Raw genomic sequence first — 18,016 nt, 5'->3', positions numbered from 1 at the left:
TTTATCCCTTGGCTTGCTTCACCAGCTCGGCGACGACATCGCGCACGGTCATGCCTTCGGCACGGGCAGCGAAGGTCAGCGCCATGCGGTGCTGGAGAACGGGCTCGGCGAGCGCCAGAATATCGTCGATCGACGGCGCCAGGCGACCGTCGTAGAGCGCACGGGCGCGGGCGCAGAGCATCAGCGCCTGTCCGGCGCGCGGACCCGGGCCCCAGGCGACGTTCTTGTCGGTGGCGGCATTGCCGTTGCCGGGGCGGGCGGAGCGCACGAGATCAAGGATGGCATCGACCACCTTCTCGCCGACCGGCATCTGCCGGATCAGGCTCTGGATCTGCTGCAGGCGGGCGGCGTCGATCACCGGCCGGGCCGAGGCCTCCGTGACGCCGGTGGTCTCAAGCAGGATCTGTCGTTCGGCGGCAAGCTCGGGATAACCGACGTCAACCTGCATCAGGAAGCGGTCGAGCTGGGCTTCCGGCAGGGGGTAGGTGCCTTCCTGCTCCAGCGGGTTCTGGGTGGCCAGCACGTGGAACGGCTGCGGCAGGTCCTTGCGGGCTCCGGCAACGGTGATGTGATACTCCTGCATCGCCTGCAGCAGCGCCGACTGCGTGCGCGGCGAGGCACGGTTGATTTCGTCGGCCATCAGCAGCTGCGTGAAGATCGGACCGGGGATGAAGCGGAAGGAGCGGTGGCCGGCGGCATCCTGGTCCATCACTTCCGAGCCGAGAATGTCCGATGGCATCAGGTCGGGCGTGAACTGCACGCGGCTGGAATCAAGGCCGAGAACGGTGCCGAGCGTCGCGACCAGCTTGGTTTTCGCAAGGCCGGGAACGCCGACGAGAAGGGCGTGGCCGCCGGACAAAACGGCAAGCAGCGTCTGCTCGACCACGTTCTCCTGACCGAAGATGACCTTGCCGACTTCGGCCCGCACGAGCGCGATCTCCGCGAGCGCGTTTTCCGCCGCGGCAACGATCGCCCTTTCGTCGGTCGCTTCCGTGGCGCCCTTCATCACACTCATGGTCGTACTCCCCGGTCGCCCGTTGTTGAACCGAATCGCCCCGCGGGGGATTTTCAGTTGCCTTATTCCAATTTAGACCCTGGCTGACGGCTGACAAGTCGCCGCAGACGCACTATCTCGTGACAGCATACACGCCGCATCTCGCGACGACATACACGCCTCCGGTGCAAAATCGGGGCCAATCGGGACGGAACGATGGCAGAAGCCGAAATTCAGCGAACCGGGGACGCGGCCGGACTGGCGGCCCTGATCGCGCGTGCGGCCGGCCAGACGGGCGACCGCAAGCGTGGCCTGCCGCCGGTGGAGCGCTGGAATCCGCCGTTCTGCGGCGATATCGACATGGAAATCCGCGCCGACGGCACCTGGTTCTATCTGGGCACGCCGATCGGCCGGCAGCCACTGGTGCGGCTGTTCTCCACAGTTTTGCGCAAGGACGAGGATGGCGTCACCTATCTGGTGACGCCTGTGGAAAAGGTGGCGATCCGCATCGTCGACGCGCCCTTCGTTGCCGTCGAAATGAGCGTGACGCAGGCGGACGGCGTGCAGGTGCTGACCTTTCGCACCAATGTCGGTGACGTTGTCGAGGCCGGGCCGGAGCATGCCCTGCGTTTTGTCATTCATGGCGAGAACCGCGAACTGAAGCCGTACCTGCACGTGCGCGGCCGGCTCGATGCGCTGGTTTCCCGGCCCGTCATGTACGATCTCGTCGAACTCGGCGAGACCGTGGTGGTCGACGGCGTCGAGATGTTCTGCGTGCGCTCGGGTGGGTCCATCTTCCCGATCATGAAGGCTGCCGAACTGGAAGCGCTGTCGCGATGAACCGGCATCCCTATTCTGCCGACGAATTTCGCCGCCGGGCCCTGACCCAGATGGGCGGGCCAGTGGAAAGCGCGTGGCGGGAACACGGAGATTTCCTGCTCAATCCCAGTATCGTGCCGCATCTTGAAACCCTGCATCTGAAGGATGCGGCCGTGCTGGTGCCGGTGGTCGACGACGGCGAGGATGCGCATGTCATCTTCACCCAGCGGACCGCAAGCCTGCGCAAGCATTCCGGCCAGGTGGCGTTTCCCGGCGGCGCGGTCGACCCGGAGGACCGCTCGATCGAGTCCGCCGCCCTTCGCGAGGCGCAGGAGGAGATCGGTCTTGACCCGCGGTTCGTCGAGACGATCGGACGACTGCCGCACTATATGGCGTTGTCCGGTTTCAAAATCACGCCGGTTCTGGCGGTGGTGCAGCCCGGCTTCGAGTTGGTGCCCAACCCCGACGAGGTCGAAAGCGTCTTCGAAGTGCCGCTGTCCTTCCTCATGAACCCCGGAAACCATGGGCGTGGAAGCGGCCACTGGCAGGGTGAAGACCGGCATTTCTATCGCATGCCCTATGGCGACAGGAATATCTGGGGTATCACCGCCGGCATCGTCCGAATGCTTTATGAAAGGCTTTATGCATGACCTCGGTTGCCGGTGAGAGCTGGTTTTCGGCTCCATCCCTTCGTCGCGTCTTCGATCTCCTGAATGTCGAGGGCGGGGAGGTGCGCGTCGTCGGCGGCGCCGTGCGCAACAGCCTGATGGGGGTGCCGGCCGGCGATGTCGACATGGCCACCACCTGGCATCCAGACGAGGTCGTTGCCCGCGCCAAGGCAGCCGACATCAAGGTGGTACCGACAGGCATCGACCACGGCACGGTGACGCTCGTCATCGACGGTACGCCCTATGAGGTGACGACGCTGCGCCGCGATGTCGCGACCGACGGGCGCCGCGCTGAAGTTGCGTTCGGAACCGACTGGAAGGTGGATGCCGAGCGGCGCGACTTCACCATCAACGCGCTCTACGCGGACCATGAGGGCGAGGTCGTGGACGACGTCGGCGGCCTTGCCGATATTAAGACCCGCACTTTGCGCTTCATCGGCAATGCTGCCGAGCGGGTGGCCGAGGATTATCTTCGCATCCTGCGCTTCTTCCGCTTCTTCGCCCATTACGGCAACGGTCGCCCCGATGCCGATGGCCTGAGGGCCTGCGCCCAGGCGCGTTCCAAGCTGTCGACACTTTCGGCAGAGCGGGTTTGGGCCGAGACGAAGAAGCTGCTTTCAGCCGAGGACCCGGGCCGGGCGCTGCTCTGGATGCGCCAGGCGGGCGTGTTGACCGAAATCCTGCCCGAGACCGAGAAATGGGGCATCGACGCCATTCCGGAACTGGTTGCTGCCGAGAAGGCCTTTTCTTGGGCACCGGATCCACTGCTGCGCCTTGCGGCAATCGTGCCGCCGGATGAAGATCGGCTCGAAGCCATGGCCGCGCGGCTGCGCCTGTCGAAGGCCGAGGCAGCGTATTTTTCGCGCTTTGCGAATGCGCCAGCGCTACCGGCAAAGACTGTGGATGCGGCGCTCGATCGCTTGCTCTACCGCCACGGCGCTGAGGGGATTTCCGTCCGGCTTCGCCTCGCGCTCGCCTCGGCCAGACGCAAGTCCGAAAACGATCCGGCCTTGCTTGCCGAGACGGCGGCGTTCCAGCGCCTCTTGACGCGCACCGAGGCATGGAAGCGCCCGAGCTTCCCGCTGACGGGCGCCGATGTGCTGAAGGCCGGCATCCCCGCCGGGCCTCGCGTCGGCCAGATCCTCGGTGAGCTGGAGGCCCTGTGGGTAGACCGCAATTTCAGTGTCGACCGGGCAAACCTTGTCGCCCGCCTCGAGACGATGGTGCCGCGCGCGTAAAGCGCGTGGCGCGCGACCATGTTAGAGGTAGATGACCGATCTTTCCTGGCACCAACTGCCGGTATTGAGCAAGCTGTGGGCTCGTAGAGCGAGGGAGCCGAGAGGCTGTTACTTGGTCGGCCTCACCAGCGAGACGACCCGTGGCTTCGATGGGGCGTCCAGCCATTCGATCCATTTGTCCCTTTCCTCGAGCGTGTCGAAGAACCGCCAGAGCTTGTACTCTTCGTCGGTGGTCTGCAGCATCTCGCCGATGGATACGAGCTCCAGAGGCAGCATTACCTCGTTGCCGTCGAAGCGAATGAAGTAAATCCCTTCGGCAGCGAGGCGAATAACTTGACCCGTGCCGTAACTTCCATCGGGATCGTCGACCGTGAAGTACATGCCGGTCAAAGTGTCAAAAACTTTGTCGTTCATAGGTTCCGAATGCCAGTTAAAAAGAATGAGGGCATGAGACGTTGGCGCAGCCCACCGGTAAACGCAAGAGATCGCCATACAGGTAAGGACAACAGGCCACGTGCTATAGAGCGTGAGCACCGCGCGGGTCAAATCTTCCTTCGCGTCATTGCCATAGCATAGGGATCGGCGAATGCGGTGCCGTGTGCCTCAGATCCAGACCTGGATGACGGTCACGGTCAACTCGGCCTGAAAATCCAGATCGGGCGGCTCGCCGGGACAGACTTGGTCCCTCGCACCGGTTCGATGCGACGCACCATCATTCGGTGTCAGGGCAAACGGCACGCGTCGCGGGCGTTGTCATTGCAAGACCCGCGCGCGTTCGGAGTAGATGTAGTTTCGTCAGGCGGCCTTGGTTTCTTCGACGATGCGGGCCTTGATGTTATCGATCATGTTTTCGCGGATCATCGTTTCACCGTGGGCCTGGCGCATGTGTTCCACCACGCGGCGGACGATTTCGGCGTCGTTATCGGCGCGGGTGTGCCATTCGCACCCCGGGACAAGAGAACCGCATTCAAACAGGCGCATGATGTTCCTCCTTCCGATGTGGGCTCAACGTGAGGCATGCGGCGCGCGCATCTCCTCCGCGTGCCATGGGCCTCAGCGTAGCATCAACCCCCGGCACGACCAAATTGTTCCAGCCATCCGTGCGGCAGAAACCGTTATAGACATGCGGGTCGATGGTGTTATGGGTTTGCGGTAACAAGAGACACAAAGGCCTTCTTTGCCCATGACCACTACCGTTCAATCGGAACTGATCGCCGCCATCCGCAACATTCCGGACTATCCGAAGCCGGGCGTCATGTTCCGCGATATCACCACCCTGCTCGGCAATCCCAGGGCGTTCCGCCGTGCGATCGACGAACTGGTGCACCCCTATGCCGGTACCAAGATCGACAAGATCGCCGGCATCGAGGCGCGCGGCTTCATTCTTGGCGGCGCGATCGCCCACCAGCTTTCCTCCGGCTTCGTGCCGATCCGCAAGAAGGGCAAGCTGCCGCACGACACGGTGCGCATCGCCTATAGCCTCGAATACGGCGTCGACGAGATGGAGATGCACAAGGACGCGATCAGCCCGGGGGAGAAGGTCATTCTGGTCGACGACCTGATCGCGACCGGCGGCACAGCGGAAGCGGCCGTCAAGCTGTTGAAGCAGATGGGCGCCGATATCGTCGCGGCCTGTTTCGTCATCGACCTGCCGGAACTCGGTGGCCGCAAGAGACTCGAGGCGCTCGGCGTCAATGTCCGCACGCTGATCGAATTCGAAGGTCACTGACACCGCTCAGGCGCGGTTGATCGTCGGCAGCATCAGTTGCACCTCGCGCTGCGTTGCCGGCGTCAGTGTTTCCACCTCTTTCCGCCAGAAGGCGTCGGCTTCCGGCGGTTCGTCTTCCCAGCTTCTGATCGAGGTTTCGTTATCGTCGATGGCCACGCGCCGGTGGCCGCCGAGGCGAAGATATTCCTCCGCCAGTTCGCGAACATGGGTCTTTTCCATCGATAGCCCTCCGTTCCTTTCTGTCGAAGTTCCCACGCGTGCTGGCCTTTCGGCCACTGGCGCGGAACTCTGAAGGTCCGAACGGATTTTACGCCCAAATCGTTCCTGATTTAAGGAATAACGGGGACGCGCGTCGTTTGGACGGGCGACGGTCGCTCAACAGAGCGTTTCCGGGTTAACCGGAGTTACGGAAACGCTCTATCTCTTTATTTCCAAGCATTTCTTGACTGAAAGCCTCTTGGCGTTTTTCCTGGAGATGCCCTGGCTAAACGAACTCGATGACCTTGCTTTCGAAACGGATGACCGCCTCGCCGTGCTGGTTTTCGCCTTCGCAGAGGATCGTGTTGATCCGCCAGCCCGGCCGCGAAGCGAGCGTGCGGCTTTCGAGGAACGTGACGGCATAGGTCACGGTATCGCCGGCATAGACCGGCTTCAGCCATTTCAGATCCCGGAAGCCGGGCGAGGGGCCGAGCCGTGGCGCGTGCAGGCCTTCGGCCGCAAGCCGCCGCTGTTCGTCCTTCCAGAACCGGACGAAACACTGCATCCATCCGGCCGCGGTGTGCCAGCCGGAGGCGCATAGACCGCCAAACAGCGAATGCCGAGCCTCTTCCGCGTCGAGGTGGAACGGCTGCGGATCGAAGTCACGGGCGAAGCGGACGATATCCTCGGCGGTAAAGGCCAGGGTGCCGATGACGGTCCTGCGACCGGTGGCGTAAAACTCCTCCATCGTCATCATTAATTCTGACCTTTGTCGCGGCAGCGGAAGAGCACGGTACATTCCGAAACCGCCACCGGTTCGCCGGTCTGGTTGACGATTTCGTTGCGGAACTTGACGATGCCGAGGCTCGGCTTGGACTTCGACCGGCGCGCTTCGAGCACCTGGCTGAAACCGGTGAGCACGTCGCCTGCTATCACCGGCTTCTTCCAGTCCATGAAATCGATGCCGGGAGAGCCTTGAGACGAAGAATGGCCCATGAAGGCGTCGAGCATCATGCGCATGCCGACGGCGCTGGTGTGCCAGCCGGAGGCAGAGAGGCCGCCAAGGATGCTGAGTTTGCCAGCTTCCTCGTCGAGATGCATCGGCTGCGGGTCGAATTCACGGGCAAAGGCGATCATGTCCGCAGGCTTCATTTCGACCGGCTTGTAGTCGAAGCGTCGCCCTTCGGAAAAATCCTCGAAATACAGCATGCTGAGTTGTCCCGTCTGATTTGCTGACGCTTTACGTACTGCATAATTTCTCAAACCGGAATCGATTTAAGCGGGAAATTAAGCAGTGGCTTTCAAACGTTAGAGCGTGCCTCATTCGTCATCTCTGACCTGTGGCGCTCTCGTGTCGGTTGATGCCACCGTATCGTGGAATTTCCAGGTTGCGCATGCCGATTGTTCATGCAACCACCTGATTTATGGGTGTATCGACCGGCTTTTGATTGAGGAATGCTCGTGACCGAACTGAACAGGGCGCTCGCAGGCGCTGCCGAAAAAGGGATCATCTCTGCCCGTCAGGTGAGCGATCTCGAAGCCTATCTCGCTGACCGTGGCATCAGCTTCGGGCCGGTGGCACCGGATGCTGCCGCCGACCGGGACGATGCGGCGTTCGATGCCCGCGCCGCCGAAGACAGCGAACAGCCGCGGTTCGTCAGGGGATTTCACGATATCCTGATCACGATCGGCGTCGTTGTCGTGCTGATCGGCCTCTGGGGCTTGGGCGGCCCATTCGTAACGCTGCCGGTCATTCTTGGGCTCGCGGAAATCCTGGTGCGGCGCCAGCGGCTGGCGCTGCCGTCGGTGGCGCTGACGGTTGCTCTCGTGCATTGGGTCGGGACGACGTCACTGTTGTTCGTGAGCGAGCATGATGATGCCTGGAAGCCGATGGTCTTTGCACTCGCCTATCTATCAGCGTTCCCGATCCCGCTTGGTCTGTTCTACTGGCGCTATCGCGTTCCGCTGGCGCTGGCCGGTCTGATGGTGTCGGTCGCACTCATCTGCGTGGTCGCGATCCTTCTTGCCTTCGAGAGGAGCTTGGGGATCGACCTCGCCAACGACGACCATTTCATGCTTCTCGCGCTCACCGTTCTTGTCGGAGCCCTGGGTCTCTTTGCGACCGCCATGCGCTACGACGTTTCCGATCCACAGCGTGTGACGGCGCGCTCCGATACGGCGTTCTGGCTGCATCTGGCCGCCGCGCCCGCATTGCTCTACTCGCTGATCGGTCTGGTCTTCGTGTCGAACGGCCGCGGCACGTGGTGGGACGGGCAGGCCGGGCTTGGCCAGGCGATTGCCGCCATTCTGATCGTTGCCCTGTTCATGCTGGTCGGATTGGTCATCGACCGCCGCGCCTTCGTCACTTCAGGGCTGTTGTCGCTCGGAGGCGCGATCTGGACGATGCTCAACCAGACCGGCGCGTCGCTTGACAACTACGTCTTCGTTGCCTTCGCGGCGGTCGGCGTCACCGTGCTTTTCATCGGCATTTTCTGGCAGAAGCTGCGGCGCATTGTCATGAACCTGTTGCCGGAAATGATTACGGCGCGGTTGCATGCCGCGCCGTAATATCGGGTAACGCGCGTTGCGATCTTTCAGATCGCTTTCTGCGCTTTAAGCTCTTGTTCTTTGCGCATGTCGTTATCGCAAAACCGCAGCACACTTTTGCGCGACATGCTTCAATGGCTGCGCGCGTGAAGCGCGCCTCATCTCATTGTCTTACGTGTTGAAGCGGAAGTGGATGACGTCGCCGTCCTGGACGACATATTCCTTGCCTTCGTCGCGGGCCTTGCCGGCTTCCTTGGCGCCGACTTCGCCGCCGAGCGCAATGTAATCGTCGAAGGCGATGGTGTTGGCACGGATGAAGCCGCGCTCGAAGTCGGTGTGGATGACGCCGGCGGCCTGCGGTGCCTTGGTGCCGCGCGGGATCGTCCAGGCGCGCGTTTCCTTCGGACCGACCGTGAAATAGGTGATGAGATCGAGCAGCTTGTAGCCGGCGCGGATCAGGCGGTCGAGACCAGCCTCCTCGAGACCGAGCGCGCTCAGGAACTCCTTGGCTTCCTCTTCCGGCAGCTGCGCCACTTCGGATTCGATCGCCGCCGAAATCACGACGCTTTCAGCGCCTTGGGTCTTTGCCATTTCGGCAACCGCGCGGGTGTGCTCGTTGCCGTCGACGGCATCGCTTTCCGCGACGTTGCAGACGTAAAGCACGGGATGGGCGGTCAGGAGATTGAGGCCCTGCAGAATGCGCAGTTCTTCGGCATCAAGCTTGGCAAGCAGCGTGCGCACCGGCTTGCCGTCCTGCAGCAGCTTCAGCGACGCGTCCATGATCGGCAGCTGTGCCACCGAATCCTTGTCCTTGCCGCCGGCGCGCTTGCGGGTCTGCTCGGTGCGGCGCTCCAGGCTGTCGAGGTCGGCGAGCATCAGCTCGGTCTCGATCGTCTCGGCATCGGCGACCGGGTTGATGCGGCCTTCGACGTGGGTGATGTCGTCATCTTCGAAGCAGCGCAGCACGTGCACCACCGCATCCACTTCGCGGATGTTGGCGAGGAACTGGTTGCCGAGGCCTTCACCCTTCGACGCGCCGCGCACCAGGCCGGCGATGTCGACGAAGGAGATGCGCGTCGGGATGATTTCCTTCGACTTGGCAATGTCGGCCAGCTTGCGCATGCGCGGATCGGGAACCGCGACTTCGCCGGTGTTCGGCTCGATCGTGCAGAACGGATAGTTGGCAGCCTGAGCCGCCGCCGTCTTGGTGAGTGCGTTGAAGAGGGTGGACTTGCCGACGTTCGGCAGCCCGACAATACCGCATTTAAAGCCCATGGCTAAAACCTGTCGTTCTCGAATTCGTTGGGCGTGGCTATGGGATAAAGGAGCCGAACGGTCAAGCCTTCGCGCGTTTCGGCGCGGTGAAGGAGCGGGCTTTTGCTTGATTGGCGGTGTCTGGCGTACGATATTGAGTGGCAGCGTCCTGGGGCCGGATGGCCAACCGCGACCGCCTTCCTGTCATCAACGGGTGGATTTCCGATGAGTGACGACGATCTTGCCGCAAAACCGAAGCTGAAGCCGAAACCGAAGCTGGAGCGGCCGAAGCTCTACAAGGTCATTCTCGTCAATGACGACTACACGCCGCGCGACTTCGTCGTCATGGTACTGAAGGCCGTGTTCCATATGAGCGAGGAGGCGGGCTACCGGGTGATGATGACGGCGCACAAAATGGGGGTTTCCGTCGTTGTCGTCTGCGTGCGCGATATCGCCGAGACCAAGGCAAAGGAGGCGACCGACCTCGCCAAGGATGCCGGCTTCCCGCTGATGTTCATGACCGAGCCGGAGGAGTGACGGTCAGGGGCGGCGGATCTGATAGCCGGTCTTGTCCTGCCGGAAGCCACAATTTTCGTAGAAACGCAGCGTCGCGGGATCCTTCGACCCCGTCAGCAGCATGACTTTGTAGCAGCCGGCGGCCCACGCATCGCCGATGGCATGCAGGATCAAAGCGCGGGCAAAGCCGCGCTTGCGAAAGGCGGCCGAAGTGACGACGTTTTCGATGAGAGCGTAGGGTGCGCCGCCCCGCGTCAGGTTCGGCACGACGACCGACGTGACCGATGCGGCGGCGACATCGCCGGCAAACCCGATGAAGACCGTCATGCCGGGTTGTGCAAGGATTGCCTGAAAGCGATCGGTGGCGAGGGTTGTGTCGAGCGAAGGGTCGTCCGGGTTCAGTTCGCCATAAAGCGCAAGAAGTCCCGGCAGATCGTCTGCCGATGCCGCACGGATCGCGAAGGGCAGGGGCGACACCTGTCAGTCGCCCTTGGGGCCGAACAGCTTCTTCAGCATGTCGGCCATCGGACCGCTCGTAGGCAGCTTCTTCGGCTGAGCCGAATTGCGCGCCTGATGGATATGGGATTGCGCGCCCTGCTTCTTTTGCGCCTGCGGCTTGTCCTCGTCCGGCTTGCCGCCGGTCGCAAGCGCGATCTTGTTCAGAAGCTGCGAGTCCTCACCGCGCACCAGCATGTCGGCATTGTCGGCGATGGCGTCGAGCAGCGGCACCAGCCAGGTCTGGTCGACCTTGGCGAAATCGCCGAGCACATGGGCGTGGACGAGGTCCTTGACGCCAGGATGGCCGATGCCGAGCCGCAGACGGCGATACTCCTTGCCGCAATGGGCGTCGATCGATTTGATGCCGTTGTGGCCGCCGTGGCCGCCGCCGACCTTGATGCGGGCTTTTGCCGCCGGCAGATCCAGCTCGTCATAGATGACGGTGATATCCTTCGGATGCAGCTTGTGGAAGCGCATGGCTTCGCCGACCGCCTCGCCGGAGAGGTTCATGAAGGTCTGCGGCTTCATCAGCAGAACCCGTTCGCCGCCGATTTCACCCTCGGCGATCTCGGACTTGAATTTCTTCGACCAGGAGGAAAAGTTATGGCGGCGATGGATGACGTCGACAGCCATGAAACCGATATTGTGGCGGTTTGAGGCATATTTCGAACCTGGATTGCCAAGTCCTGCAATGATCAGCATGTCGTTACGCTCCGTCGGGCTTTCCCCGCTTCACGAGCGCGAAACGCCATCAGAGTCAATCCTTATTTCGTTGCCTGTTCGCTTCCGCTCGGCCGAACGCCGTAACGATCGAAGATCGCATCCTGGGTGCCGTTGCCGATCAGGCGGTCGAGTTCGCGCTGCATCTTCTCGACCGTTTCCTTGTCCATGTCGCGATGGCAGGCGATGCCGTAATATTCTCCTTCCAGCATCAATGCCGCCTCGACGGGCTTGCCCTCGGCACGCATGCTTTCGAAGGTCTTCTCCGATGTCATCATCAGGTCGATGCGGCCGCCGATCAGTTTCTTCAGCGTCGAATCGAGATTGGTCGCATAGTCGATCTTCTCGAAGCCGTGTTCCGTGAGGTAGGTGGCGGAAAAATCTTCCCGCTGGGTGCCGATGGTGAACCGCTTTGCCGCATCGATCGAACCGGGGGCGGTGTCAGATCCCTTGCGCCGGACCATGATCATGTGGTCGACGAGCAGCGGCTGCACCCACTGGAACAGCTTTTCGCGCTCGGTGTTGCGGCCGGTGGTGAAGACGCAATAGGACGCATCGGTTTCTGCCAGCATGTAGGCCCGCGCCCAGGGCAGGACTTCGATCGTATAGGGAAGCTTCAGCCCCTCCATGATCGCGGTTACCTGCTCGACCGAGGCGCCGCTTGCGCCGCTCGAAGTCGAGAAGTTGTAGGGCGGGTAGTCCTCGGTGACGAATTTGATCGTCTGTGCTTCGGCGGCGGTGGAAAGGCCGAGGAACAATGCCAGGATCAGCTCTTTCACGCCTTGCTCCTTCGCGCCAGTGTCTGGCCGTTATGCCTGGATGTTGGCCTTGACTTCGGAATCGCTCTCCAGCATGGCCAGCATCTTGCCGATCGGCATGGGGCGGCTGAAAAGATAACCCTGCCCACAATCCACACCAAGCTTGCGCAGGAGTTGCCACTGCTCCTTGGTCTCGATGCCTTCCGCGACCACGGTGCAGCCCATCTGGTGCGAGATCGTGCGGATGCCCTTGATCAGCATCCGGCTCTTGCGGCGGATATCGGCGGTGCCGGAGCTGAGCGAACGGGTGAAGGACTGGTCGACCTTGACGATGTCGACCGGGAAGCGGTTGAGGTAGCTCAGCGACGAGTAGCCCGTTCCGAAATCGTCGAGCGCGATCCGGCAGCCGAACTCGTTGAGCTGCTTCAGCACCGCGTGCACTTCCGGATTGTCGAGCATCAGCACCGCCTCGGTGATTTCGATGACGATCCGGTTCGGCGAAATATGGTGCTTGAGGAGCAGGGCCGCGAGCTTGTGCGGCAGCGTAAGCTCGAACTGCAGCGGCGAGAAGTTTACCGCGAGATAGGTGTTTTGCGTGCCGTCGAGGGCGGAGATATCAGCCAGATGCCGGATAGCCTTTTCGAGAATGCAATCGCCGATGCGGGCGATCGTTCCCGTTTCCTCGGCAATGCCGATGATCTTGCCCGGCGGCATCACGCCCTTTTCCGGGTGGTTGAGGCGCATCAAGGCCTCGAAGCCGGCGATCTGGCCGTCGCTGAGGCTGACGATCGGCTGCAGCCACGCCTCGAAGTGATCGTCCTTGAGGGCCGCTTCGATGCACTGTTCGATCTCGTGGCGCTCGCGCGCGGCATCGAGCATGCTGGCGTCGAAGACCTGCAGACCGTTCTTGCCGTCGCGTTTGCGCGCATACATCGCCATGTCGGCGTTGAGCAGCAGGTCCGAAGCATTCTCGGCGTGCTCGGGATAAACGGAGATGCCGACGCTGGCGCTGACGAAAAGTTCGTTGCCGGCAATCGGCATCGGCTCGCGCAGGGCACTGACGATGCGCTCGCCGATTTCAGACGCAAGAGTGGCGACGTCCTTATCCGATACCAGGATCGCGAACTCGTCACCGCCGAGGCGTGACATGACATCGTCAGGGCGCAGGGTTGCGCGGATCAGCTCGACCGTGTGGCGCAGAACCTCGTCGCCGGCGGCATGGCCGAAATTGTCGTTGATCCACTTGAAGCGGTCGAGGTCGATGAACAGGCAGCCGACCTGGATGCCGCAGGCATCGGCGGTGACGATCGCCTCGTCGAGTGCCGCCTCGAAGCCCTGGCGGTTGAGAAGGCCGGTGAGGTGATCGGTGATCGCCTGGGCATGGTTGCGGCTTTCGGCCTGCTTCAACGCGGTGACGTCGGTCATGACGGATAGCGACAGGTCGCCATCGCCGGCCGTTTCCGTCTCCAGGATCAGCACGGTCATGAACGCGCCGTCTGCTTTGCGGAAGGGGACTGTGACCTCGCAGATGTCGTGGTCGCCGACGGCAATCGCCTTGGCGTGGCTGCGGTAGGTCTCGTGCCAGTGCGGGTCGATGAAATCGGTGAAATCCTCGCCGATCACCTGTTCGCGGTGATAGCCGGTTGCCAGCAGCCAGTAATCGCTGACGGCGCAGAGGCGGTTGTCGGTGTCGAGCGAGAACAGCATCGCCGGGGTCAGGTTGTAGATGTCGGTGGCGCGCTCATGCGCGCTCTTCAGCTCCATCGACTCACGCTCGAGCCGGTCCTGCATCTCGTTGAAATTGGCAGCCAGCGCGCCCATTTCGTCGTCCGAGGTCCAATCGACCCGGTGGCGCGAGCCCAGGCGCCGGGTCGCCTCTATGGCGGACGTCAAGCGCATCAGTGGGCGAATGACGGTGAAGCGGTTGCCGATGAGCGCGGCGGCAAAGACGGTGGCTACGGCAATCAGCAGGATGGCGAGGATAGCCAGCTCGTCCTTGCTGAACTGCGATAGCAGGCCGGGTGTCGGCGCGCGCACTTCGATGCTGCCGATTTCCTTGATGCCGTCGATCGAGTCGTAGGAAATGGGTGTTTTCAGGCTGCGGCTGTCGCTGTCGATGCCGAGGCCGCCGGAGGGCATCTGCGCGAGGATCGAGCCGGAGGTGTCGCGGATGGTGACAGCGACGATATCGGTGTCGTTCATCAGCGAGCGGGCGATGCGCTTGATGCCGTCGCTGTCGAAATCCCAGATCGGCTTGCCCAACGCTTCGGCGCTTGCGCCCATCAGAAGCTCGATGTTGTGCAGGCGCTCACGGGCGGCGCGTTCGCTGGAGATGCTGAGGAAGAGCACGAAGAGTGGGGCAACGAAAACCAGCATTGCACCGCAGACAATCGCAATAAATCGGTTCTCGACGGAATGCATCACTGGACGCATCCCCCAGGCGTTGCCACTCGTGTCATTTCGGATTCTCTTTAGACGCTTGCTTACAAATTTCCCCGGCGCAAGAACATCATCAAAACCTTAAATGTTGCTGAAATTGCTACGTGACAATTCGTGAGGAAGCCTGCTCGATTGCAGGACAGGGACAGCACGGCGGCAACCGGTGCGTTCAACGCAAAAGGCCCGCCTCGTTTGACGGGGCGGGCCTTTCAATGGGTACCGCAGGGTATCCGGCCGATGCCGGATCGCCGCTTCACCTCAAGGTGAATCAGGCTTCTGCTTCGCCTTCTTCTTCTTCCTTCAGACCGCCAGCCGGAGCAGCGATCGTGGCAACCGTGAAGTCGCGGTCGGTGATAACCGGGGTCGCGCCCTTCGGCAGCTTGATGTTGGAGATGTGGATCGCGTCGCCGACCTTGTGACCCGACAGGTCAACGGTCAGGAATTCCGGAATGTCGTCGGCAGCAACGGCCAGTTCGACTTCGTGGCGAACGATGTTGAGAACGCCGCCGGCCTTGAGGCCCGGGGACTTCTCTTCGTTGACGAAGTGAACCGGAACCTGAACGGTGACCTTGCTGTCCTTGGAGACGCGCAGGAAGTCAACGTGCATGGTGAAGTCGCGGACCGGATCCAGCTGGTAGTCCTTCGGCAGGACGCGGATCTTTTCGCCGTTGACGTCGATGACCGCAACGGTGGTCATGAAACCGCCGGCGTGGATCTTCATCGTCACGTCCTTGGTGGACAGCGCGATCGAAATGGGGGCCTGCTTGTCACCGTAGATGACAGCTGGGATAAGACCGTTGCGACGGAGTTCACGGGAGGACCCCTTACCAACCCGTTCGCGCGTCTCGGCCTTGAGCTCATAAGTTGCGTGGCTCATAGGTAGACCTTTCTATGTCTAATTCTGGAGAGTTCATCCGCAATGCGGAAAAACCGAAGCCGCATGGGCTTCATCCGCGTTGCCTCCAAGGGTGTCTACGCGGACGGGCGGTGCATAGACGAGATCACCCGCAAATGCAAGCTTTGCCGCGGTTTTAAAGCATGTGGCGCAGAGTGCACAGCGGTTTTGCGATAACGACTTGCGTGAAATCAAAGTGCGAAGGCGCGTCGCGCTCAGGCCTTTTTGCGCGTGAAGCGCGCCAGCGCCAGCATCAGGCCACCGGCGATCAGCCCCCAGAAGGCGCCCGAAACGCCGCCGAAGCTGACGCCGGAGGCGGTGACCAGGAAGGTGATTGCGGCCGCCTCGCGTGTCCTGGCGTCGGTGAAGGCCGCCATGGCGGAGCCGGCAAAGGCGCCGACAAGCGCAAGACCGGCGACTGCCTCGATCAGCACCGATGGTGCGAGGCTGACGAAGGTGGTGACCGCGCCGGCGAGCAGGCCGAAGATGACATAGAAGATGCCGGCATTGATCGTCGACCAGTAGCGTCGCGCCGGATCCGGATGGCTGTCGGCGCCGGCACCCATGGCCGCCGTGATCGCCGCAAGGTTGACCGCATGGCCGCCGAAGGGCGCGCTCAGCATCGAAAACAGGCCGGTCGTCGCGAACAGCGGGCCGGGGGTGGGGTTATAGTCATTGACCTTCATGACGGCGATGCCGGGAATGTTCTGCGACGCCATTGTAACGATGAACAGCGGCAGCGCGATGCTGATCATCGCAGGCGTCGTGAAGGCGGGCATCACGAATTCCGGCCGCGGCACCAGAGCCGAAGACAGCTCGGCCAGGGCATCAGCAGGCATTTCGACGCCAAAGGCGATCACCAGCACGAAGGCGAGCAGGGCGGCCGGCACCGCATAGAGCTTGTTGACGCTGCCGACGATCGCCCAGGCCAAGAGGATCGGCAGGCCGAACAGCGGATTGAAGCCGATCGCCTTGACCGGGGCAAAGCAAAGGCTGAGCAGGACGCCGGCCAGCATGGCATTTGCCAGTGTCGCCGGAATGGACGAGACCATGCGGCCGAGCGGCTTCCAGAGGCCGGCAATAACGATGAGCAGGCCGCAGACGAGGAAGGCACCGACCGCGGCGTTGAAGCCGCCCTCGACCATGCCGGAACTGGCGAGCAGCGCGGCACCAGGCGTCGACCAGGCGACGCTGACCGGCAGCCGGGTCACGGCACTGAGGATGACGGCGCATACGCCCATCGAGATCGACAGCGCCATCAGCCCGGATGCGGCCTGTGCTTCTGTCGCACCGACGCCGCCAAGGCCGTGAAGGACGACGGCGAAGGAGCTGGCGAAGCCGACAAAGGCGATCAAGAGACCCATGAAGAGGCTCTGGAGCGAGAAGTCACGAAGCATGGCTGGCAACCGGTTGTTGTGAATGAGTGTCGGATGATGCTCGAACTCGCGTATCATATTCCGCCGGCGTGTCGATACCGCCGGCGTGATGAACGCATCAAACGCGCTGATGCGGGCATGAAGGTGGACCTTCGTCTTGCTGGACCTCTCATCCAATCGATGCCTATAGTATGGCCAAAGCAGGCTCAGCCGTTTGGGAGATCGGGTGGGACTTGCGTTGCCGGACGTGGCTTGCAGGGAGGAAACCGATGCCTGCCGTCAGGGATCATACGGAATACGTCTATCAGGTTGCGCACCGGTCCTCGGCGGCTGCAAGCTCGCCGGTGGCCGCATCCTGGCGCCGCTGCATGACGCTCCATGGCCTGGCACCTGAGGATCGGCGCACACCGGTTCGACTTTCCGATAGCGAGTTCCGATTGGCGCGGCAGCGATCGGCCGAACTGATCGCCGAGGCGGGCGGCGAACTCGACCGGCTGTTTGCGACGGTCGGCAAGGCCGGCTGCTGCCTGCTTCTGACCGACGACAAGGGCGTGGCGCTGGAGCGGCGTGGTGCGGTCGGTGACGATGCGGATTTCCGCGATGTCGGACTGTGGTCAGGAACTATCTGGAGCGAGGCCAGCGTCGGCACCAACGGCATCGGCACGGCGATCGCCGACGAGCGCGCCGTCATTATCCAGCGTGATCAGCATTTCCTCAGCAGCAATATCGGGCTTAGCTGCACGACCGCGCCGATCCGCGATCACCTCGGCCGGCTGGCGGCGGCGATCGACATCTCCACCTGCCGCGATGATGCGTCGGAGATCACCGTCTCGCTTTTGTCACAGGCCGTGCGCGATGCGGCCGCGCGTATCGAGGCGGGGCTCTTCCGTCGAGCCTTTGCCGGATCGCGGATCGTGCTCGTGCCGATCGACCGGGCAGGGCCGGCACTTCTGGCTGTCGATCGCGACGACCTCGTCAAGGGCGCGACACGCGCGGCGCGGCAATGGCTCGGACTCGACGACAAACGCATCGCCTCGGGCATTCCGGCATCCGATCTTCTCAAGGAGGATCCGTCCGGCGACGGGAGCGAGCTTCCCGATGCCGAGCGGGCCGCGCTTCGGCGCGTGCTGTCGCGCGCCAATGGCAATGTGTCGATGGCAGCCGAACTGCTCGGCATCAGCCGCGCCACGCTTTATCGCAAGATGAAACGGCTTTCGGTTAACTGAACTTTTACCTCATCTGAGGCTGCCCCCTCATCCTAACCCTCTCCCCGCTGGCGGGGAGAAGGTCCCGGCAGGGGGATCAGGGGCGGAAGCGGCTCGAATCACTCATCAACGCGCCGCTTATTGCGCTGCAGCACGCTGACC

20 protein-coding genes are annotated in these 18,016 nt (G+C 62.4%); 7 read left to right on the top strand and 13 right to left on the bottom strand.

Annotated elements, in window-relative coordinates:
- Window position 1: 1 nt before the first annotated feature.
- Complete coding sequence (locus tag ASD52_RS19915) at window positions 2–1,015, bottom strand: MoxR family ATPase (protein ID WP_025427949.1); 1,014 nt, start codon at window positions 1,013–1,015, stop codon at window positions 2–4.
- A gap of 195 nt (window positions 1,016–1,210) precedes the next feature.
- On the opposite strand from ASD52_RS19915, the gene ASD52_RS19910 reads away from it, so the two are divergent.
- Genes ASD52_RS19910 through ASD52_RS19900 form a run of 3 tightly spaced genes read left to right on the top strand, consistent with a single transcriptional unit; the run spans window position 1,211 to window position 3,719 of the window.
- Complete coding sequence (locus ASD52_RS19910) at window positions 1,211–1,834, top strand: DUF1285 domain-containing protein (RefSeq protein WP_057225299.1); 624 nt, start codon at window positions 1,211–1,213, stop codon at window positions 1,832–1,834.
- A complete protein-coding gene (locus ASD52_RS19905; RefSeq protein ID WP_025427947.1) occupies window positions 1,831–2,463 on the top strand; it encodes a CoA pyrophosphatase in 633 nt (210 codons plus the stop codon). Before ASD52_RS19910 ends, ASD52_RS19905 begins: the two co-directional genes overlap by 4 nt.
- Entirely contained in the window at window positions 2,460–3,719 is a 1,260-nt protein-coding gene (locus ASD52_RS19900) for a CCA tRNA nucleotidyltransferase (RefSeq protein WP_025427946.1), read from the top strand. The genes ASD52_RS19905 and ASD52_RS19900 overlap by 4 nt, the downstream gene beginning before the upstream one ends.
- 108 nt (window positions 3,720–3,827) lie before the next feature.
- On the opposite strand, the gene ASD52_RS19895 is transcribed toward ASD52_RS19900, so the two are convergent.
- The gene (locus tag ASD52_RS19895) at window positions 3,828–4,133 is read right to left on the bottom strand and encodes a hypothetical protein (RefSeq protein WP_025427945.1); all 306 of its coding nucleotides are present in this window, start codon (window positions 4,131–4,133) and stop codon (window positions 3,828–3,830) included.
- A gap of 381 nt (window positions 4,134–4,514) precedes the next feature.
- Window positions 4,515–4,700: a DUF1059 domain-containing protein gene (locus ASD52_RS19890; RefSeq protein ID WP_025427944.1), complete on the bottom strand. Its 186-nt coding sequence runs from the start codon at window positions 4,698–4,700 to the stop codon at window positions 4,515–4,517.
- A 202-nt stretch (window positions 4,701–4,902) separates the two neighbouring features.
- On the opposite strand from ASD52_RS19890, the gene ASD52_RS19885 reads away from it, so the two are divergent.
- On the top strand, window positions 4,903–5,448 hold the full coding sequence (locus ASD52_RS19885; RefSeq protein WP_025427943.1) for an adenine phosphoribosyltransferase: 546 nt from the start codon (window positions 4,903–4,905) through the stop codon (window positions 5,446–5,448).
- A 6-nt stretch (window positions 5,449–5,454) separates the two neighbouring features.
- Here the strand turns inward: ASD52_RS19885 and ASD52_RS19880 are convergent, their stop codons facing one another.
- From ASD52_RS19880 to ASD52_RS19870, 3 genes are all read right to left on the bottom strand, one after another.
- A complete protein-coding gene (locus ASD52_RS19880; RefSeq protein WP_025427942.1) occupies window positions 5,455–5,667 on the bottom strand; it encodes a hypothetical protein in 213 nt (70 codons plus the stop codon).
- Window positions 5,668–5,932: 265 nt separating this feature from the next.
- Window positions 5,933–6,403: a MaoC family dehydratase gene (locus tag ASD52_RS19875; protein ID WP_025427941.1), complete on the bottom strand. Its 471-nt coding sequence runs from the start codon at window positions 6,401–6,403 to the stop codon at window positions 5,933–5,935.
- A complete protein-coding gene (locus ASD52_RS19870) occupies window positions 6,403–6,855 on the bottom strand; it encodes a MaoC family dehydratase (protein WP_025427940.1) in 453 nt (150 codons plus the stop codon). The genes ASD52_RS19875 and ASD52_RS19870 overlap by 1 nt, the downstream gene beginning before the upstream one ends.
- Before the next feature lie 252 nt (window positions 6,856–7,107).
- Between ASD52_RS19870 and ASD52_RS19865 the strand changes: the two genes are divergently transcribed.
- Window positions 7,108–8,214, top strand: coding sequence for a hypothetical protein (locus tag ASD52_RS19865; RefSeq protein WP_025427939.1), 1,107 nt, complete (start codon window positions 7,108–7,110; stop codon window positions 8,212–8,214).
- A 150-nt stretch (window positions 8,215–8,364) separates the two neighbouring features.
- On the opposite strand, the gene ychF is transcribed toward ASD52_RS19865, so the two are convergent.
- Window positions 8,365–9,468, bottom strand: coding sequence for a redox-regulated ATPase YchF (ychF, locus tag ASD52_RS19860; protein WP_057208775.1), 1,104 nt, complete (start codon window positions 9,466–9,468; stop codon window positions 8,365–8,367).
- 204 nt (window positions 9,469–9,672) lie between these two features.
- Here ychF and clpS point away from each other — a divergent pair, with 204 nt between their 5' ends.
- Window positions 9,673–9,984 carry an ATP-dependent Clp protease adapter ClpS gene (gene clpS / locus ASD52_RS19855; RefSeq protein ID WP_025427937.1) on the top strand — a complete coding sequence of 104 codons (312 nt, stop codon included), beginning with the start codon at window positions 9,673–9,675 and terminating at the stop codon, window positions 9,982–9,984.
- A 3-nt stretch (window positions 9,985–9,987) separates the two neighbouring features.
- On the opposite strand, the gene ASD52_RS19850 is transcribed toward clpS, so the two are convergent.
- The 6 genes from ASD52_RS19850 to ASD52_RS19825 all read right to left on the bottom strand — a co-directional run bounded on the left by ASD52_RS19850 (window position 9,988) and on the right by ASD52_RS19825 (window position 16,670).
- Window positions 9,988–10,440 (bottom strand): GNAT family N-acetyltransferase, encoded by a 453-nt coding sequence (locus ASD52_RS19850; protein WP_057208773.1) that lies wholly within the window; start codon window positions 10,438–10,440, stop codon window positions 9,988–9,990.
- A 3-nt stretch (window positions 10,441–10,443) separates the two neighbouring features.
- Window positions 10,444–11,163, bottom strand: coding sequence for an aminoacyl-tRNA hydrolase (pth, locus tag ASD52_RS19845; RefSeq protein WP_025427935.1), 720 nt, complete (start codon window positions 11,161–11,163; stop codon window positions 10,444–10,446).
- 62 nt (window positions 11,164–11,225) lie between these two features.
- Complete coding sequence (locus ASD52_RS19840; RefSeq protein ID WP_025427934.1) at window positions 11,226–11,960, bottom strand: transporter substrate-binding domain-containing protein; 735 nt, start codon at window positions 11,958–11,960, stop codon at window positions 11,226–11,228.
- Window positions 11,961–11,990: 30 nt separating this feature from the next.
- Window positions 11,991–14,363 carry an EAL domain-containing protein gene (locus ASD52_RS19835; RefSeq protein WP_025427933.1) on the bottom strand — a complete coding sequence of 791 codons (2,373 nt, stop codon included), beginning with the start codon at window positions 14,361–14,363 and terminating at the stop codon, window positions 11,991–11,993.
- Window positions 14,364–14,646: 283 nt separating this feature from the next.
- Window positions 14,647–15,255, bottom strand: a complete 609-nt coding sequence (locus ASD52_RS19830) for a 50S ribosomal protein L25/general stress protein Ctc (RefSeq protein ID WP_025427932.1) — start codon at window positions 15,253–15,255, stop codon at window positions 14,647–14,649.
- Between the two features lie 233 nt (window positions 15,256–15,488).
- Window positions 15,489–16,670 (bottom strand): benzoate/H(+) symporter BenE family transporter, encoded by a 1,182-nt coding sequence (locus tag ASD52_RS19825; protein WP_025427931.1) that lies wholly within the window; start codon window positions 16,668–16,670, stop codon window positions 15,489–15,491.
- A 248-nt stretch (window positions 16,671–16,918) separates the two neighbouring features.
- Between ASD52_RS19825 and ASD52_RS19820 the strand changes: the two genes are divergently transcribed.
- Window positions 16,919–17,875, top strand: coding sequence for a helix-turn-helix domain-containing protein (locus tag ASD52_RS19820; RefSeq protein ID WP_025427930.1), 957 nt, complete (start codon window positions 16,919–16,921; stop codon window positions 17,873–17,875).
- Window positions 17,876–18,016: the final 141 nt, after the last annotated feature.

Origin of the sequence: Ensifer sp. Root142 (assembly GCF_001426785.1) — a bacterium.
In the GTDB taxonomy this organism is placed as follows: Bacteria; Pseudomonadota; Alphaproteobacteria; order Rhizobiales; family Rhizobiaceae; genus Ensifer; species Ensifer canadensis.
Note: the sequence above shows the minus strand (reverse complement) of the source record. Positions and strands in the feature narration are given on the sequence as shown.

What these genes read in the sequence shown, in the direction of transcription:
- ASD52_RS19915 (WP_025427949.1), bottom strand. Translation starts at nt 1,015, where the DNA reads ATGAGTGTGATGAAGGGCGCCACGGAAGCGACCGACGAAAGGGCGATC.
- ASD52_RS19910 (WP_057225299.1), top strand. Translation starts at nt 1,211, where the DNA reads ATGGCAGAAGCCGAAATTCAGCGAACCGGGGACGCGGCCGGACTGGCG.
- ASD52_RS19900 (WP_025427946.1), top strand. Translation starts at nt 2,460, where the DNA reads ATGACCTCGGTTGCCGGTGAGAGCTGGTTTTCGGCTCCATCCCTTCGT.
- ASD52_RS19890 (WP_025427944.1), bottom strand. Translation starts at nt 4,700, where the DNA reads ATGCGCCTGTTTGAATGCGGTTCTCTTGTCCCGGGGTGCGAATGGCAC.
- ASD52_RS19895 (WP_025427945.1), bottom strand. Translation starts at nt 4,133, where the DNA reads ATGAACGACAAAGTTTTTGACACTTTGACCGGCATGTACTTCACGGTC.
- ychF (WP_057208775.1), bottom strand. Translation starts at nt 9,468, where the DNA reads ATGGGCTTTAAATGCGGTATTGTCGGGCTGCCGAACGTCGGCAAGTCC.
- pth (WP_025427935.1), bottom strand. Translation starts at nt 11,163, where the DNA reads ATGCTGATCATTGCAGGACTTGGCAATCCAGGTTCGAAATATGCCTCA.
- ASD52_RS19825 (WP_025427931.1), bottom strand. Translation starts at nt 16,670, where the DNA reads ATGCTTCGTGACTTCTCGCTCCAGAGCCTCTTCATGGGTCTCTTGATC.
- ASD52_RS19870 (WP_025427940.1), bottom strand. Translation starts at nt 6,855, where the DNA reads ATGCTGTATTTCGAGGATTTTTCCGAAGGGCGACGCTTCGACTACAAG.
- ASD52_RS19820 (WP_025427930.1), top strand. Translation starts at nt 16,919, where the DNA reads ATGCCTGCCGTCAGGGATCATACGGAATACGTCTATCAGGTTGCGCAC.
- ASD52_RS19875 (WP_025427941.1), bottom strand. Translation starts at nt 6,403, where the DNA reads ATGATGACGATGGAGGAGTTTTACGCCACCGGTCGCAGGACCGTCATC.
- ASD52_RS19905 (WP_025427947.1), top strand. Translation starts at nt 1,831, where the DNA reads ATGAACCGGCATCCCTATTCTGCCGACGAATTTCGCCGCCGGGCCCTG.
- clpS (WP_025427937.1), top strand. Translation starts at nt 9,673, where the DNA reads ATGAGTGACGACGATCTTGCCGCAAAACCGAAGCTGAAGCCGAAACCG.
- ASD52_RS19885 (WP_025427943.1), top strand. Translation starts at nt 4,903, where the DNA reads ATGACCACTACCGTTCAATCGGAACTGATCGCCGCCATCCGCAACATT.
- ASD52_RS19830 (WP_025427932.1), bottom strand. Translation starts at nt 15,255, where the DNA reads ATGAGCCACGCAACTTATGAGCTCAAGGCCGAGACGCGCGAACGGGTT.
- ASD52_RS19880 (WP_025427942.1), bottom strand. Translation starts at nt 5,667, where the DNA reads ATGGAAAAGACCCATGTTCGCGAACTGGCGGAGGAATATCTTCGCCTC.